Annotated in this window: 13 protein-coding genes; 10 read left to right on the forward strand and 3 right to left on the reverse strand. The window is 42.4% G+C overall.

Annotation, left to right across the window (positions count from 1 at the left end; translation table 11 throughout):
• Nucleotides 1-507: a YgjV family protein gene (locus ACT170_RS00645; RefSeq protein WP_175063613.1), complete on the reverse strand. Its 507-nt coding sequence runs from the start codon at nucleotides 505-507 to the stop codon at nucleotides 1-3.
• A 224-nt stretch (nucleotides 508-731) separates the two neighbouring features.
• Here ACT170_RS00645 and ACT170_RS00650 point away from each other — a divergent pair, with 224 nt between their 5' ends.
• The 8 genes from ACT170_RS00650 (at nucleotide 732) to ACT170_RS00685 (ending at nucleotide 11,682) form a co-directional block, all read left to right on the forward strand.
• A complete protein-coding gene (locus ACT170_RS00650; protein ID WP_021144569.1) occupies nucleotides 732-1,808 on the forward strand; it encodes an SH3 domain-containing protein in 1,077 nt (358 codons plus the stop codon).
• Nucleotides 1,809-1,945: 137 nt separating this feature from the next.
• A complete protein-coding gene (locus ACT170_RS00655; protein ID WP_444817894.1) occupies nucleotides 1,946-3,577 on the forward strand; it encodes a Na/Pi cotransporter family protein in 1,632 nt (543 codons plus the stop codon).
• 84 nt (nucleotides 3,578-3,661) lie between these two features.
• The gene (nagA, locus tag ACT170_RS00660; RefSeq protein ID WP_048790603.1) at nucleotides 3,662-4,810 is read left to right on the forward strand and encodes an N-acetylglucosamine-6-phosphate deacetylase; all 1,149 of its coding nucleotides are present in this window, start codon (nucleotides 3,662-3,664) and stop codon (nucleotides 4,808-4,810) included.
• A 105-nt stretch (nucleotides 4,811-4,915) separates the two neighbouring features.
• Complete coding sequence (locus ACT170_RS00665) at nucleotides 4,916-6,160, forward strand: YkvI family membrane protein (RefSeq protein ID WP_037601981.1); 1,245 nt, start codon at nucleotides 4,916-4,918, stop codon at nucleotides 6,158-6,160.
• A 457-nt stretch (nucleotides 6,161-6,617) separates the two neighbouring features.
• Nucleotides 6,618-7,535, forward strand: a complete 918-nt coding sequence (gene glyQ / locus ACT170_RS00670; protein WP_002886077.1) for a glycine--tRNA ligase subunit alpha — start codon at nucleotides 6,618-6,620, stop codon at nucleotides 7,533-7,535.
• Between the two features lie 281 nt (nucleotides 7,536-7,816).
• A complete protein-coding gene (glyS, locus tag ACT170_RS00675; RefSeq protein ID WP_444817895.1) occupies nucleotides 7,817-9,853 on the forward strand; it encodes a glycine--tRNA ligase subunit beta in 2,037 nt (678 codons plus the stop codon).
• A gap of 12 nt (nucleotides 9,854-9,865) precedes the next feature.
• Entirely contained in the window at nucleotides 9,866-10,123 is a 258-nt protein-coding gene (locus tag ACT170_RS00680) for a DUF896 family protein (protein WP_045769030.1), read from the forward strand.
• Nucleotides 10,124-10,290: 167 nt separating this feature from the next.
• Complete coding sequence (locus ACT170_RS00685) at nucleotides 10,291-11,682, forward strand: amino acid permease (RefSeq protein ID WP_151404437.1); 1,392 nt, start codon at nucleotides 10,291-10,293, stop codon at nucleotides 11,680-11,682.
• Nucleotides 11,683-11,753: 71 nt separating this feature from the next.
• On the opposite strand, the gene ACT170_RS00690 is transcribed toward ACT170_RS00685, so the two are convergent.
• Nucleotides 11,754-12,389: a nucleotidyltransferase gene (locus ACT170_RS00690; protein WP_444817896.1), complete on the reverse strand. Its 636-nt coding sequence runs from the start codon at nucleotides 12,387-12,389 to the stop codon at nucleotides 11,754-11,756.
• Between the two features lie 306 nt (nucleotides 12,390-12,695).
• On the opposite strand from ACT170_RS00690, the gene ACT170_RS00695 reads away from it, so the two are divergent.
• Complete coding sequence (locus ACT170_RS00695) at nucleotides 12,696-14,597, forward strand: beta-glucoside-specific PTS transporter subunit IIABC (RefSeq protein WP_444817897.1); 1,902 nt, start codon at nucleotides 12,696-12,698, stop codon at nucleotides 14,595-14,597.
• Nucleotides 14,598-14,636: 39 nt separating this feature from the next.
• Here ACT170_RS00695 and ACT170_RS00700 read toward each other — a convergent pair whose 3' ends face one another.
• Nucleotides 14,637-15,395 (reverse strand): peptidylprolyl isomerase, encoded by a 759-nt coding sequence (locus ACT170_RS00700; protein ID WP_444817898.1) that lies wholly within the window; start codon nucleotides 15,393-15,395, stop codon nucleotides 14,637-14,639.
• Nucleotides 15,396-15,682: 287 nt separating this feature from the next.
• On the opposite strand from ACT170_RS00700, the gene ACT170_RS00705 reads away from it, so the two are divergent.
• The gene (locus ACT170_RS00705) at nucleotides 15,683-17,029 is read left to right on the forward strand and encodes a hypothetical protein (RefSeq protein ID WP_444817899.1); all 1,347 of its coding nucleotides are present in this window, start codon (nucleotides 15,683-15,685) and stop codon (nucleotides 17,027-17,029) included.
• The last annotated feature ends 22 nt before the right edge of the window (nucleotides 17,030-17,051 follow it).

A 17,051-nucleotide genomic window follows, 5' to 3' on the forward strand; every position in this document is an offset into this window, starting at 1 on the left:
CTATCTGCTAAAGGTTTTTTGATTTTGGATAATGGCAATGAGAGTGGTTAGTGTGATGGTAATATCAGTTATGGCAGCGGGGTAGGCCTGAATGGTCAAATCGTAAATCAGCCAGAGTAACATATTCTCAATGATGACCCAGCGAAGCCACTGAAGGTTTGGTGTGGCAGCAATCGCTAAACTATAAGAGACTGAAGAGATGATTGGCAGATAGCCAATAAGTCCAAGCTGATTGAGATAGGTTCCTACAATGATTTGAATAATGATGAGGATGGTCAAGATAGTCTTGGTCATCTTCTTTTTGACCATCAAGCTATTACGTATGATGGAAATACTAATGGTTAAAGCACCGGTATAGCCACCCAATAAGAGGTTGGCAATAGCAGTAAAAATGTAGTCGGTAATTTGCCAGACCAGCATTTTATGTTTTGATTTTGCAAAAGAGGAAATAGCGACACAGAGAGCTCCGATGGCTGAGAATACTTGTGCTAGAAGATAGATTGTCATGATATAACTTTCAATTTTTGTCTCCATTATATCACAAGGATTCAAGAGATTTTCATCTCTTTTTTAGAATTTACAATCCTAATATGTTAACGCTTACATTAGAAAATGATATAATAAAAGTGTAGAAAAGATTATTCCCTTAAAAGTAGAGAGAACCCAATGTTGCCTTGTAACATAGGTCCTATCTTTACTTTTTGCGATAGACTAGAAATGAGGAAATAATTATGAAAAACAAATTTTCCCAAGCAATCGTGCTTTCCATGGTTACCCTTTCCTCAATGGTTTTGCTGACGGCCTGTTCCAGCCATAAGGAATCGAGTTCAGCAGATAAGACGCCTAAGAGTAGCCAGGTGACCTCATCAAGTAAGGCTAAAACATCCAGTAAAGATAGCGGTAAGACTAGCAAGTCTAGTGCTAAGGCCAAGGAATCTTCGGGTGCAAAGACGGAGTCTTCAAGCACGCAAAGTAGTCAAAAGGCTTCTGTCCCAAGTTCGAGTAGTAGTCAGGCTCAGTCATCATCTTCAAAGAGTTCATCAGTTCCCTCAAGTAGCCAGTCCCAAGCACCTAAATCATCAAACGAGAGCCAATCTTCAGCCAGTCAATCTCAAGCGCCAAAGAGCTCAAGTGATAGCCAAGCTTCAAGTAGCCAATCTAGCAGTCAAGCTCAAGCTAAAACGGATACGCAAGTAACCACCGTGGATATGGATGTGAGTGCTGTAGCGCGTGGTCAGTTTGATAGTATTGCTGGAACTTGGAAGTCCAGTGATGGTAGTCGTCTGGTCTTTAACAATACTAGTCTAGTAGGAGATATCACTGCCCAAGGTCAAGCGACAGTTCACAATTATGTGCATCCGAAAGATAATTATCAAGAGGGCTCAGGTAAGTATGATGCTACCCTTTCAAGAGATAGGGGTGACACCTCTGGTATTGTTGGCGATATTAGTTTTGTTTCTAAAAAGGCAGCTATTTCTGGTCCTAGCTATGAACAAGATACCATTCAAGTAACCAGTACTGGTGGAACAAAGGTCTACTTTAAAGAATCAGACAATGTGACGCTACCTAAAGATGTGACAGTTACTGACAATCAACTTCCAATTGATGGTGGTATAGCAGAATCTGGCAGTTACACGCTTACCAAACGCACAGTTGTCAAAAATACTCCTAGTGATACAGCTCCAGTTGAATTTTACTTAGAAGCAGGCGATAAGATTAACTTTGATATGAAGGTTACTCAAGACGATCATAGTTGGATTTCTTACATCAGCTATAGTGGTGTTCGCCGTTATGTTCAAGTGGATTAAATAAGATATCTAGAAAGGTCAGAATTTCTTCTGATCTTTCTATTATTTTGTGGAAAAAGCCTTGTCTATTCCCTAATAAATCGATACAATAGAAAGGTCGGTTTAACCGAAAATTTTTAAATAATGAGGACAAAAATGTGTCAGTAAATTGGCAAGATATTGCGTTTTCTTTCCTCGGTGGTTTGGGGCTTTTCCTCTTTAGTATCAAGTATATGGGAGATGGTCTTCAACAAGCAGCCGGAGATAAGTTGCGCTTTTACATCGATAAGTATACCAGCAACCCGTTTTTAGGGGTTTTGATTGGTATTGTCATGACGGCCTTGATTCAATCGAGTTCAGGGGTTACCGTTATTGTCGTCGGTCTGGTTTCGGCAGGGCTTTTGAGTCTTCGTCAGGCTATTGGTATTGTCATGGGGGCAAACATCGGTACAACCGTAACTTCCTTCATGATTGGTTTCAAGCTTGGTGACTATGCCCTTCCAGTGATTTTCCTGGGGGCTGCGCTTCTCTTCTTTACAAGCAATAAGAAGCTCAATAATCTAGGACGTATCTTGTTTGGTGTTGGGGGGATTTTCTTTGCCCTTAACCTTATGGGAGATGCGGTAGAACCTTTGAAGTCAGTTACAGCCTTTAAGGACTACTTGGCAACCTTGGGTGATCGCCCAGTCATGGGGGTTATCATCGGTGCTGGCTTGACCATGTTGATTCAATCGTCAGCAGCGACCATCGGTATTCTTCAGAGCCTCTACTCAGGTGGTTTGCTTGATCTGCAAGGTGCCCTTCCAATCCTCTTTGGAGATAATATCGGGACGACTATCACAGCGGTTCTAGCTGCTCTTGGTTCAAACATTGCAGCTAAACGTGTGGCGGGGGCTCACGTCCTGTTCAACGTCATCGGGACGGTCTTGTGTTTGATTCTCTTGGTACCATTCACAGCCTTGATTCAATGGTTTAAGTCTGTGCTTGGTTTGACACCTGAGATGACTATCGCCTTTGCTCACGGTACTTTTAACATCGCAAATACTATCGTTCAATTCCCATTCATCGGACTCTTGGCTTACCTTGTAACTAAGATTATTCCTGGTGAGGACGAAATTAACAAGTACGAAGCACTCTACTTGGACCGTTTGCTTATCACACAGGCACCAGCTATCGCCCTTGGTAATGCTAAGAAAGAATTGGTGCACTTGGCATCATACGCTATCCAGTCTTTGGAAGCTTCCTATGCTTTCTTTGCTAAGGGAGATGAGAAATACTATGATAAGGTTGAGAAGTATGAAACAGCAGTTAATAGTATTGACGAAGAGTTGACAACTTACTTGATTGACATCTCTAACGAATCTCTAAGCGTTTCTGAAAATGAAGTGTTGGCAAGTGTGCTTGACTCTGTTCGTGACTTGGAGCGTATTGGTGACCTTGCAGTTGCAAGTGCAAACCTTTCACAACACATTCATAATAAGGGAATTGAATTTTCTGATACTGCCAAGGCTGAGCTTGCGGATGTTTACAACCGTACTCACCGTATCGCCCTTGATAGTATTCGTGTTGTTGTAGATGACGATAAGGTACTTGCAGGTCAAGTCATCCTTCGCCATGAAGAGTTGGAAAAACTTGAAAAACAATTGCGTAAAATACATACCAAACGTCTTAACAATGGTGAGTGTACTGCGCAAGCAGGTATCAACTATGTTGATTACCTCTCACATTACACACGTATCGCAGATCATGCGATTAACCTTGTTGAAAAGGTTACAGAAGGTGTGATTTAATAGAGAAAGTCGAGAAAATTTCTCGGCTTTTTTGTTATAATGAAAGCGTATTAAAAACATAGAAAAATGATGAGAGGTGGTCCTATGACCTATTATATTTCAGCCAAACGTTTTTACTTTGAACATAAAATCAAGGAAGGTGGCTACCTAGCGGTTGAGGATAGCCGTTTTGGTGACTGGACGGAAAATGTACCAGAAGGTGCAGAGGTATTAGATTACAGTGATTATCAGATTTCTCCGGGTCTTGTAGATACTCACATTCATGGATTTGCGGGTTATGATGTCATGGATAATTCTGAGGAAAGTCTTCTAGGCATGAGTCAGGCCTTGCTTTCAGCAGGTGTGACCTCCTTCTTACCGACAGCTTTAACAGCGCCATTTGAAGAGTTGAAGGCAATTTGCCAAACAACAGCTAATACGGTTGGTAAGGAGACTGGCGCCAAAATTCAAGGGCTCTTCTTTGAAGGACCTTATTTCACTGAAACCTACAAGGGAGCTCAAAATCCTAAGTATATGGGCAATCCAAGTGTGGAACAATTGAAGGAATGGCAGGAGGCGGCTCAAGGAAAACTGATTAAATTGGCCCTTGCTCCTGAACGTGAGGGAGTGGCTGAATTTATCCAAGAAGCAACCAAGCAAGGTGTGACCATCGCTCTAGGTCATTCCAATGCCACATATGAAGAAGCCATGGCAGCAGTGGAAGCTGGGGCGTCCGTTTGGGTTCACGTCTACAACGGGATGCGTGGCTTTACCCACCGTGAGCCAGGTATGGTTGGGGCAGCCTTCGATAGTCCAGAAACTATTGGTGAGCTGATTGCAGATGGTCATCACGTGGTCCCTGCAGCTTGTAAAGTTCTTATCAAGCAAAAGACACCTCAAGGAGTTGCCCTAATTACAGACTGTATGTCAGCGGGAGGCTGTCCGGACGGCGACTATATGTTAGGCGAACTTCCTGTTATTGTTGAAAATGGTACCGCCCGCCTCAAAGAAGGTGGTAATCTAGCTGGATCTATCTTACAACTTAAAGACGGAGTCAAACATGTGGTTGATTGGGGACTTGTGACAGTTGCTCAAGCCTTACAAATGGCCACTAGTGTTCCAGCTAAATCGGTTGGGCTTGAAAATACTTGCGGAAGCCTAAAAGCAGGTTTACCAGCTGATTTTATTGTATTAGATGACTCCTTGGAATTACAAGCAACCTTTGTTGATGGACGAAAAGGTTGGGAAAAATAAGAGTATGAGTAGCACTTTCTTATGAAAGTGCTGTTTTTTATTGATTTTTACAAAGGTGTTAGAGTAGTGTAAAATAAAAATACTTTGTATTTTACAGGAGGTAATATGTCAAAACGTATTTGGAGCATTGCCCTGGCCTATGTCGGTGTAATGATTGGTGCAGGGGTATCTTCAGGACAGGACCTCTTACAGTATTTTGTTAGTTTTGGAGCCTGGGGACTGATAGGTGTCATAGTTCTAGGAGTTTTGCATGTTGGCTTTGGGCGACTCATGATTGCTCTGGGAAGTTATTACCGCTCAGACGATCACTCAGTAGTCCTGGCAGAAATCAGTCACCCTGTTATCTACCGTATTTTGGATATCGCTTTGATTATCACTTGTTTCCTGTTTGGCTTTGTTATGACAGCGGGGGCAGGGGCTAACCTAAACCAACAGTTCGGCTTTCCGATTTGGGTAGGTGCCTTCCTGTGTACAGCTCTGACAATCTTTGTGAGTTTCCTAGATTTCAAAAAAATCATTGGTGTTATTGGAATTTTTACCCCTATGATTTTGGTTATGATTGCCATGATATTCGTGACCAATGTTTTAGGGCGTCACTGGGATTTTGCCGAGATGGATAAGGTGTCGCAAACCATTCAATCTCCCTTTCCAAGTGTTTGGCTGTCTGTGGTTAATTATTTTGCCGTTTGTGTCATGTCAGCCATAGCCATGGCCTTTGTCATGGGTGGCTCTATTCTCAAAATCAATGAAGCCGAAAAGAGTGGAGCCTGGGGAGGATTTATGGTTGGTGTGATTTTCTTTGTCACAACATTGATCCTCTTTGCTAACAGTGATAAAATTGCTAGCTCGGATGTTCCTATGTTGGCTATTGCTAAGGAAGTGAATCCTATCTTTGCGACACTTTACGCCTTGGTGATCTTTGGTTTGATTTTTAATACCGTCTTTAGTCTCTACTATGCCCTTGGGAAACGCTTCTCAGCAGGTAGTGAGAAACGCTTCAAGTTCTTTGTGGCCGCATTTGCCCTTGCTGGTTTTGCTATTTCCTTCATGGGCTTCCGTCAACTGGTAGCGGTTATGTATCCTATTATCGGTTATCTGGGAATGCTGATGTTGGTAGTGCTAGTTGTTGCTAGCTACCGCAAAAAAGCTAAGATTCGTAAGGAAAAGGAAATTCGAAATCATCTTTTGTCTATCGTTGAGAAAGCTTATGATCCCAATCAAGACTTGACCCATCGGGACAAGAAAAAGGCCGAAGAACTTCGAGAAGCCTCAATTCTTGATAATGATATTCTCCATGAAGACTCCCATGCGCATGTTCGTCAGGAAATGGGGATTAGTAAGAAGGATTAGAATTTTATTTTACAAGTTTCTCTATTTCTGCTATAATACTGACAAGAAAGAAGGGCTTATGGCGTTTTTCTAGCGAGCTTGGGACAGTGGAAGCCAAGTAGAGCAAAGTAGGCAAGTGGCGCTTTCTCTCAGCAAATGGCTGAAGACAAACAGATAAAATGAAGTAATAAATTAGGGTGGAACCGCGTTTCTGACGCCCCTAGGTCAAACGACTTAGGAGCAGAGACACGGTTCTTTTTGTATCCTGAGTCACAAGAAACTTTATGAATAAGGAGTAAAACATGTCTAAAAAACTAACCTTCCACTGCGTCAGTGGCAGAGACCTCCTTACAGTCGGACTGCCCCACGCTCAGCACTAGGGTGCCTGAGCTAGACGCAGTACTAACTCGTCCTGCCTCGTATAATCGACGAGGCAGACTCGTGTCGCAAGAAATCATTTTTAATCAAGGAGTATTCAATGTCTAAGAAATTAACATTTCAAGAAATTATTTTGACTTTGCAACAATACTGGAATGACCAGGGTTGTATGCTCATGCAGGCTTATGATAATGAAAAAGGTGCGGGAACCATGAGTCCTTACACTTTCCTTCGTGCCATTGGTCCTGAGCCATGGAATGCGGCTTATGTAGAGCCATCTCGTCGTCCAGCAGATGGTCGTTACGGGGAAAACCCAAACCGCCTTTACCAACACCACCAATTCCAAGTGGTTATGAAACCTTCTCCATCAAACATCCAAGAGCTCTACCTTGAGTCATTGGAAAAATTGGGCATCAATCCTTTGGAACACGATATTCGTTTCGTTGAAGATAACTGGGAAAACCCATCAACTGGTTCAGCTGGTCTTGGTTGGGAAGTTTGGCTTGACGGTATGGAAATCACTCAGTTCACCTACTTCCAACAAGTTGGTGGATTGGCAACTGGTCCGGTAACTTCTGAGGTCACTTACGGTTTGGAACGTTTGGCTTCTTACATCCAAGAAGTAGATTCTGTTTACGATATTGAGTGGGCTCCAGGCGTTAAATACGGGGAAATCTTCCTTCAACCAGAATACGAACACTCAAAATACAGCTTTGAAGTTTCTGACCAAGACATGCTTCTTGAAAACTTCGAAAAATTTGAAAAAGAAGCAGGACGTGCTTTGGAATTGGGTCTTGTTCACCCTGCCTATGACTACGTTTTGAAATGTTCACATACTTTTAACTTGCTAGATGCTCGTGGAGCAGTGTCCGTTACAGAACGTGCCGGTTACATTGCCCGCATCCGTAACTTGGCCCGTGTCGTAGCCAAAACCTTCGTTGCAGAACGTAAGAAACTTGGTTACCCACTTCTTGATGAAGCCACACGCGCAAAACTCCTAGCAGAAGAGGAAGAATAAGCAAAGTTACAAGAATGGAAAATGGGCGAACCTAGTGAGCCCACATGGCTACCCAGAGGCAAGTCGAAGACTTGCTAAAGGGATAGGCACCGCTGTACTGGTATATGGGAATTTTTGAAACGTTAGGTTCAAAAATCAGTTAGCTAAATCCACTTTGATGAGACTGTTGGAAATCTATGTCAAGGAGACACCAGATTTCCATACAGCCTCACAAAGTTAGTTAGCAACGTCCCCAGTACCTAAGGCGCCTATCGAAAAAAGAATTTTGTAAAGGAAAAAACATGACAAAAAACTTATTAGTAGAACTTGGACTTGAAGAGTTGCCAGCCTACGTTGTCACACCAAGTGAAAAACAACTCGGTGAAAAAATGGCAGCCTTCTTGGATGATAACCGTCTCTCATACGAAAGCATTCAAACCTTCTCAACACCACGCCGTTTGGCAGTCCGTGTGATTGGTTTGGCTGATCAACAATCCGATTTGACCGAAGATTTTAAAGGTCCTTCTAAGAAAATCGCTTTGGATGCAGAAGGTAACTTCTCAAAAGCGGCGCAAGGATTTGTCCGTGGGAAAGGCTTGACTGTTGACGATATCGAATTCCGTGAAGTCAAAGGTGAAGAGTACGTTTATGTTACTAAACACGAAGCTGGAAAACCTGCCAAAGAAGTCTTGGCTGGCGTTCCAGAAGTACTTGCTTCATTGACTTTCCCTGTCAGCATGCACTGGGCTAACAACACATTTGAATACATTCGCCCAGTTCACACCTTGACAGTTCTTTTGGGCGACGAAGCGCTTGACCTTGACTTCTTGGATATCAAGTCAGGTCGTGTGAGTCGTGGACATCGTTTCCTTGGACATGAAGTGGAAATTACCAATGCGGATTCTTATGAGGAAGACCTTCGTACTGTTTACGTGATTGCGGATAGCAAAGAACGTGAAAACATGATTCGTGAGCAAATCAAAGCTATCGAAGCAGAACAAGGTGTTCAAGTCCAAATCGAAGAAGGACTTTTGAATGAAGTCTTGAACTTGGTCGAATACCCAACTGCATTTATGGGAAGTTTCGATACTAAGTATTTGGACGTTCCAGAAGAAGTCTTGGTGACCTCAATGGAAACCCACCAACGTTACTTTGTTGTACGTGACCTTGACGGTAAGCTTAAACCAAACTTCATCTCAGTCCGTAACGGTAACGCCGAGCACTTGGAAAATGTTGTTCGAGGAAATGAAAAAGTCTTGGTGGCCCGTCTCGAAGATGGTGAATTCTTCTGGCGTGAAGACCAAAAACTCAAGATTGAAGACCTGGTTGCTAAATTGGCTAACGTGACTTTCCATGAAAAAATCGGTTCCCTCTCAGAACACATGGCCCGTGCTGGTGTCATTGCCGCATCATTGGCTGAGCAAGCTGGTTTGACTGCCGAAGAAACGGCAGCCGTAGCGCGTGCAGCTGAAATCTATAAATTTGACCTCTTGACTGGTATGGTCGGAGAGTTCGATGAATTGCAAGGAATCATGGGTGAAAAATACGCCCTCCTTGCTGGTGAGGATGCTGCGGTTGCGACAGCTATCCGTGAGCACTACCTTCCTGATTCAGCAGACGGAGCTCTTCCAGAGACTAAGGTTGGTGCCATCCTTGCGCTTGCAGATAAATTGGATACTCTCCTTTCCTTCTTCTCAGTTGGCTTGATTCCATCAGGTTCTAATGACCCTTATGCGCTTCGTCGTGCAACGCAAGGGATTGTTCGTATCTTGGATGCTTTTGGTTGGCACATCCCTATGGATGAGTTGATCGACAGCCTTTACGCCCTTTCATTTGATAGTCTTTCTTATGACAATCAAGCAGAAGTCATCAACTTCATCAAAGCGCGTGTGGACAAGATGATGGGACGCACATCAAAAGATATCAAAGAAGCCGTTCTTGCTGGTTCAAACTTCGTGGTTGCGGATATGCTGGAAGCAGCTGACGCCCTCTCAGAAGCTGCTAAGGCTGATAGTTACAAGGCGGCTGTTGAATCACTCTCACGTGCCTTCAACTTGGCAGAAAAAGCAGATGCTTCAGTAGCAGTCGATGCCAGTCTCTTTGAAAATGACCAAGAAAAAGCCCTTTCTAAAGCAATTGAAGAGCTTGAATTGACTGGTTCAGCTAGTGACAAATTGGCTCAGCTCTTTGCTCTTAGCCCAGTCATCGATGCCTTCTTTGACAACACGATGGTTATGGCAGAGGATGAAGCTGTTAAAAACAACCGTTTGGCCCTTCTTGCAGGTCTTGTGTCTAAAGCTAATGCTGTTGCAGCCTTCAACCAATTAAACACAAAATAGAGGTGAAAAGGAATGGATCCTAAAAAAATTGCTCGTATCAATGAGCTTGCTAAAAAGAAAAAAACAGAAGGTTTGACTCCAGAAGAAGCAGTGGAGCAAGCAAAACTTCGTGAAGAATACATTGAGGGCTATCGTCGCTCAGTTCGTCACCATATCGAAGGAATTAAAGTGGTTGACGAAGAGGGTAACGATGTGACACCTGAAAAACTACGTCAAATACAACGTGAAAAAGGTTTGCATGGCCGTAGTCTCGATGATCCTGAATCATAATAACGATGAACAAGGGTTTGGAATGTTTCCATGCCCTTGTTTTGAAACATAAAATTCTGAATATTCTGTATAAATTTGACCAATTATTTCAAAAATGGTAAAATATAAGTTATGTTGAAAATGGCATGATTCAGTGAGTTGTGCTAAATAGAATTGGAGTGAAAAAAATGTCGCAAAAGCAACATCATAAAGACGATGACAACCAGACTGAGAATGGGATGGTGCGTGGTCTTCAAAACCGTCACGTCCAGCTGATTGCCATCGCTGGTACGATCGGTACAGGTCTCTTCCTCGGGGCAGGTCGTTCTCTCTCCCTAACAGGACCTTCAATCATCTTAGTATATATACTGACTGGTATCTTCATGTATCTTATGATGCGAGCGATCGGTGAGATGCTCTATATGGACCCTGACCAGCACACCTTTATCAACTTTATTACCAAATACCTTGGTAAGGGCTGGGGATTCTTCTCGGGTTGGTCTTACTGGGTATCACTGATATTCCTTGGAATGGCAGAAATTACGGCTGTATCGACCTATGTGCAATATTGGTTCCCAAGTTGGCCTGCCTGGCAGATTCAGATTGTCTTCTTGCTTATCCTGAGCTCGGTTAACCTGATTGCGGTTAAGATTTTCGGGGAAGTTGAGTTTTGGTTTGGGATGATCAAGATTATCACCATTCTTGCTCTTATCGCAACAGGTATCTTCATGGTAGCAACCAACTTTGAAACGCCTGCTGGACATGCTAGCCTTTCCAATATTACACACGGCTTTCAGATGTTCCCTAAAGGTTGGGTGAGCTTTGTCATGACCTTCCAAATGGTCTTCTTTGCCTACCAAGCCATCGAATTTGTAGGGATTACAACTTCCGAGACAGCAAATCCACGTAAGGTCTTACCAAAGGCAATCAAGGAGATTCCGATTCGTATTGTCATCTTCTATGTGGGTGCCCTCATTGCCCTCATGGCTATCTTCCCATGGCAAAAACTTCCAGTTAATGAATCACCCTTCGTAACGGTCTTCCAAATGGCTGGTATCAAGTGGGCAGCAGCTTTCATCAACTTTGTTGTCTTGACAGCAGCGGCGTCATCTTTGAACTCAACGCTTTACTCTACAGGTCGTCACCTCTTCCAAATTGCTAAGGAGACACCAAATAGTAAAGTCATGAAAGCTTTGAAGCTAGATACCTTGTCACGTAATGGTATTCCTTCACGTGCCATCATTGTTTCAGCCATTGTAGTATGTGTTTCAGCCTTCATCAACGTCTTACCTGGTGTATCTGATGCCTTCGCTTTGATTACGGCATCATCATCAGGTGTCTACATTGCCATCTATATTTTGACCATGCTTGCTCATCTCAAGTACCGTAAGTCTCAAGAGTTTATGGCAGATGGCTTCCTTATGCCAGCCTATAAGATTCTTAATCCATTGACTATCCTTTTCTTCATCTTCGTCTTTGTTTGTCTCTTCTTGCAAAAGTCAACAGTTGTCGGAGCTATCGGAGCAGCCATCTGGATTGTCGTGTTTAGTATTTACAGTAACTGGAAACACAGTAAATAAATCGATTTAGCTCACCTTTATGGTGGGTTTTTTAGTTGCCAAAAAAGGACACAAGGTGTCCCAATTATTATCTATGCAATACTTTCTTGGCTTCCATGGTGAAAGAAACCACTTAAGAGGCCCTTGCTACAATGGAAAATAGCAGGCTTGTGATCGTTGTGTGAACGACCATTAACATCAAGTTTAGCCCATTCAAGAGCCTGGTGGGCATTTCGGTCTGAGACTGTAGATGTCCCAATATAGCTGTAGATGCCTGCCTGAGCGAGAATAAAACCTTGCAGTTGGCGAATATGTTCATCATTGAGTGCTTCGGAAAAATGAATCTTTACTGTCTTATAAGTTAAAGCTTGGACAGACTCAACGATAGGTGAATCTGCTAAGAGGTGCAAAAGTTCTTGATGCTTAGTAAAGGACTTATCATAGTCCATTGGAAGAATTATAGTATGGGTAATCCAATCTTCCAAGTTGGCTCTAGCTTTTTTACTAAGACCTCTTGCTGTGATACTGAGGTTATCTATATTGAAAGGAAGTTGGTCGATGTGAGCAGTATTTGAACCATATACCTTTCTGAAAAGCGGTGTACTTGATAGAATATGTCCAGTAGGAGAAATAATAGCTAAGGCAGTTTCCTTGGTTTGGTAACCAAGCTCGTGACATTCCATGCTAGCGTATGTATCTTTAAATTCAATAATTGCACTTGTTTTCATCGTGTAACTCTCTTTCTGTTAGTTTATAAACTAACAATAGTTTATCATGACTTATTATCTTGGTCAAGATTTTACCTCAAAAAACAAAAAATATTTTTTGTAAGGGCTTGCAAAAATATTTGGACTCTGATATTATATAACCATAGCAAAAGGATTGTTACTGGTCAGCAGGCAAAACCTAGATAAATACGGAAAACTAATGGGAGTAGTGTATACTCACCCTAATTGGTTCTTGGTATTTATTTAGGTTTTTTTCGTTGAAAAAGCCTCGAAAGAACTAAAATCCTAGAAGAGAAAGGAGCCCTTATGGCTAAATATACTGAATTAGCTGAAGACATTCTCAAACACGTTGGTGGTAAGCGAAATGTCAATAGCTTAAAACATTGTGTGACACGTTTGCGCTTTGATTTGAAAGATGAGTCTAAAGCAGATGATGACTACCTTAAGAACCGTGACGGTGTTGTTACTGTTGTTAAGGCAGGTGGTCAATATCAGGTGGTTATCGGTAACCATGTCCCTGATGTTTATGCGGAGGTTCTCCAAGTTGGCGGTCTTCCAGCAGGTGGTAGTCTTGATATTGATGAAGGGGATGCGCCTAAAGGGAATCTTTTTGACCGCTTTGTATCTTTGGTTTCAAGTATTTTCCAACCTTTCCTTGGACCTTTGGCTGCAGCGGGGATTATCAAAGGGATAGTTGCTATCATGGCAGCTTGTGGCTTGTCAGCTGCAACGAGTCCTATGTATGTCATCTTGAATGCAGCAGGAGATGGTTTCTTCCAGTTCTTTCCAATCTTAATTGCTTTGACATCTGCTCGTCGTTTCAAGGTTAATGAGTTTACAGCTATTGCGATTGCAGCGGCACTTGTTTATCCTGATATTGCTACGCTGGTGACTGCTCTTCAAAAGGCTGGTCAAGGTCATGTTTTAGGGGTTATTCCGTTTACGCTTCCTGCAGGGGGCTACCTCTCAACAGTAATGCCTTCTATCTTGGCAATTTGGGTGGCTTCATACATTCAAAAATTCTTTACCAAGATTACTCCAGATGTGATTAAAGTCTTCGTAGTGCCTTTCTTTACATTACTCATTACCGTTCCATTAACGTTCTTGGTGGTGGGTCCAGTTGCCAATACTTTCTCTGATGGATTGACAAGCCTTTTCCAAGCAATCATGAATTTTAGTCCGATTGTCTTTGGTCTTATACTTGGTATTTTGTGGCAAGTCTTGGTTATGTTCGGAATGCACTGGGCACTTGTTCCCCTTGCTATCTTAGATGTGGCAACAAACGGAAGTTCTACTATTCTTTCAGCGGCTATCCTTCCATGTTTCACGCAAACAGGTGTGTTGGGAGCTATCATGCTTAAAACGAAAGAAGAAAAAGTCCGTACCATCTCTATGCCAGCCTTCATTTCATCTATTTTTGGGGTTACAGAACCTGCTATCTATGGGGTAACTCTTCCAATGAAAACGCCATTCTACATTTCATGTGGTGTTTCAGGACTTATGGGGGCTGCCATGATGGCCCTAGATATTAATTTGTATTCAATAGGTGGTCTGGGTGTCTTTGTCTTCCCAAGCCTTATTGGGCCTGACGGTAATCTTTCTAAAGTTATCATTGCCATTATCATTGCCATTGTGGGTGGTGTTCTTGCCTTCCTCATCCAACTCTTTGTACGAGTACCAAACCTATACGGTGGTGGAGCAGCTAAGGTTGAAGAAAAAGCTGAGGAAGCTGCACCTGCTCCTAAGGAAATTCAACAAGAAATCATTGCTAGCCCACTTATTGGGAATGTTGTGCCACTTGACCAAGTGCCTGACCAAGTCTTTGCTTCAGGAGCTATGGGTAAAGGAATCGCTATTGACCCTTCTGATGGGGTAGTGGTCGCACCAACTAAGGCAACGGTTAATTTAGTCTTCCCTACTGGTCATGCGATTGGTTTGACAACTGAAAATGGTGCAGAGCTTCTCATCCATATTGGTATGGACACTGTTTCTCTTGCTGGAAAAGGGTTCAAGACCTATGTGGAAGCAGGGGATGTCGTAGAAGCGGGTCAAAAACTTATAGAATTTGACCTAGCAACTATCCGAGATGCTAAATTACCAGTTATCACACCAGTCATTGTAACCAATACAGCTGACTTTGATGATGTCTTAACAACTAAAGAAGCTCGTGTTAACACTGGTGATTATCTCCTCACCGCTGTTAAATAAAAAAGAAATCCGAGAATCAGCTTCTCGGATTTTTGTTTATTATTTGAATTTGTAGTCTTTAACAACTTCAACGGAATTAACCGTTACATTTTCTTTTGGTTTGCTGTTGTCATCGACTTCAAGGTTGCCAATGGTATCAACGACATCCATGCCTTTGATGACTTGACCAAAGACGGTATATTTAGTATCGCCAGCTGGGTAACCACCTTTTTTGTAGGCGTCAATGATAGGTTTTGGATAGCCAGCATTTCCTAGCTGTTTGCTTTGATCATCCTTGTTTTGAACAATGTAGAATTGGCTGCCGTTTGACTCTTTAGCACCAGTATTAGCCATAGCAAGTGCGCCACGGATGTTGTAGAGGAATGGTGTAGGCTCAACAGCGAACCCTTTCTTCCAGATAGATTCTCCACCAGTACCGTCACCCTTAGGGTCACCACTTTGAATCATGAAGTCCTTGATTACACGGTGGAAGGAAAGCCCATCATAGTATTTGTCCTTGGCATGCTTCAAGAAGTTTTCAGAAGCCTTAGGAGCAAGAGTAGGGAAGAGTTTGACTGTGATATCACCCTTTGAAGTGTGGAGGATAACTTCAGCTTCGTCCTTGCCAACCTTGTCTGACAACTGTGGAAAGGCATCTTTTCCAGATTTTTGAGCCTTTTCTAATTGTTTAGTGAATATCTTGTTATCAACGTAGGCATCTCCACGAACGGCGCGTGAGATGTTCTCACGAAAGGCAAAACCTAGGCCTGCGATAACAAGTACAATAATTAATGGAATGTACTTTTTAATGTTTTTCATATATAACTCCTTTGGTGCATTATACCTACTATTGTAGCAGAAAAAAACCTTTTGGGAAACGGTTAACAGAGGTCTTTAAATATGGTAGAATGGAACTATCAACAAGAAAATGAACATGGGACTAGATATAGGGAAAGGTTGCCTCAAGTTGTAAAGTGAGGTCGGACTTTTTAAGGGACATATGCTACTTGCTCTTATCAGAGAGAGGTGTCTAGATCCTGACTATAGAAAACTTCGCCAAGTCGAAGGGATCTCTTGTTTAGATTTCTTGATAAAAGGAGATTTTTATGTCAACTAAAGCAGAATGGGCTGAACTCTTTGAGTCGGTACATGGGCGTAAACCTAGCCCCCAAGAATTTTTGGACGCTAAAGCAGCTGACTTTGATACTAGCGCTTTGACTGCTCAAGCGGCATCTGTAGAAGCACCAGCTAATGAACCAGTTGCTACTGAAGAAGTCACAGAACAAGATGACATCGCAGATGTGGCTGAAACAGCTGAAGATGCTGTCGCAGAACAAGCAAGCAGTGAATCACCAGTTGGTGCAGAAGCTTTCTCAGAAGCACCTGTGCAACAACCAACCCCGCAATTTGATTCAAGCATGTTTGAAAAGGCACCTATCTCTTCAGCTCCAGGATTTGGAACAGTTCCTAATCCAGCAGCAGCTGGCTCAGCAGATAAACCTCTCTTCAATCTTATCTTGCCAATCGTTGCGATTGCACTTTCAGTGATCTTTGCAATCTTGGCGTGGTTCATAAGTCCTGCTTGGTTCTTCATCATCTTGACAGTCCTCGCAGTTGCAATGGCAGTTGTTTCACTTGTCTTTAGTCTTAAATCAAGCAAGAAATTGCTCTCAATTATTGCAACAGGTTTTGCTAGTTTCATGCTCTGTGTTTCTATTGGCGGTTTGATTTTTCAAATCTCTCAAAACGCTAGTGACAACACAAGCTCAAGCAAGACATCAAAAGTTGCTGATAAAGACGATGATGACGCTGACAAGAAAGATGATGACAGCGATTCAAAATCTGACTCTAAATCTGATTCAAAAGGTGATAGCACTGACGTCAACGATTACATTGACAAAAATGCTAAATTTGACTGGAATGAATCTAAGTTTAAGAAGTTGAAAGCAGGTAAGGATACCGTTAAGTCTATCATCAAGACTTATGGTAAGGCTTCTGATGCACAAATCTCTGGCGATGAGATGAAGTTGAATTACTCTGGTAAAGACTATGGTGAAAGTGTTTACCTAAACTTTAAGAAACAATATGACGGTACATTTATCTTGTCATATGCTTCAGGTAGATTCCCTCAAGATAAGGTTGAAGTTGATCGCTCTTACAAAGCTGACTGGACAAAAGAACAGTTTGATGCTCTCACTAAGGGTGATTACACTGATCCATCAAACGGTACGAAACTTGAAGATATCGTTAAGGATCACCCTAAAGCTTCAAGTGCAGAATACACAATCTCAACATCTCGTCAAGGTGAATTCAAAAAAGAAATGAGCATTTCTTATAGTGACTATGATGCTGGAGATGGTAAACTCAAGAGTGTTTACTTGTCATTTGATACCAAAGAAGATGACGATACGTTCTACCTTACTTATAAATCAGGTCCAGATGGCGAGGATTAATTAAGGAACAGGAGGGGAAACC

This window comes from Streptococcus sp. cx1 (assembly GCF_052384325.1).
Taxonomy (GTDB): domain Bacteria; phylum Bacillota; class Bacilli; order Lactobacillales; family Streptococcaceae; genus Streptococcus; species Streptococcus salivarius_G.